Annotated in this window: 1 protein-coding gene; it reads right to left on the bottom strand. The window is 69.9% G+C overall.

Going from position 1 to position 555, the window contains the following annotated elements; translation table 11 throughout:
- Positions 1-555 (bottom strand): arsenic resistance protein (locus tag ABFX46_RS43355; RefSeq protein ID WP_428831389.1); only part of this gene is annotated, 555 nt, incomplete at both ends.

The following is a 555-nucleotide window of genomic DNA, read 5'->3' as shown; positions in this document are numbered from 1 at the left end:
GTCCAACAGCGAAGGACCCGCCCCACATGAGCGCGAAGTAGGCCAGCAGTGGCAGGGCGATGCGGGCGACGTCGGTGGGCCGGCCGGTGATGGTGTCGCCTTGGAGGGCGAACAGGATGACGATGGTGAACAGCAGCCCGTACAGCGCGACGGGGCCGATCCGGGGCAGGAACCGCTCCTCGTACCAGGCGCGGCCGCGGGCGCGCTCGCCGAAGCGGCGGGTGAGGTAGCCGGCCGCCAGCGGGACGCCCAGGAACACCAGCACGTTGACCACGATCTTGCCGATCGAGAAGTCGACTTCGTCGGTCGCCAGGCCCAGCCACCCGGGCAGGACCTGCAGGTAGAACCAGCCGAGCGCACCGAACGCGATGACCTGGAAGACGGAGTTGAGCGCGACCAGGACGGCGGCGGCCTCCCGGTCGCCGCAGGCCAGGTCGTTCCAGATGATGACCATCGCGATGCAGCGGGCCAGCCCGACGATGATCAGGCCGGTGCGGTACTCGGGCAGGTCCGGCAGGAAGATCCAGGCCAGCGCGAACATCACCGCCGGGCCGA

Source organism: Actinomadura chokoriensis (assembly GCF_039529475.1).
In the GTDB taxonomy this organism is placed as follows: Bacteria; Actinomycetota; Actinomycetes; order Streptosporangiales; family Streptosporangiaceae; genus Spirillospora; species Spirillospora bangladeshensis.
Note: the sequence above shows the minus strand (reverse complement) of the source record. Positions and strands in the feature narration are given on the sequence as shown.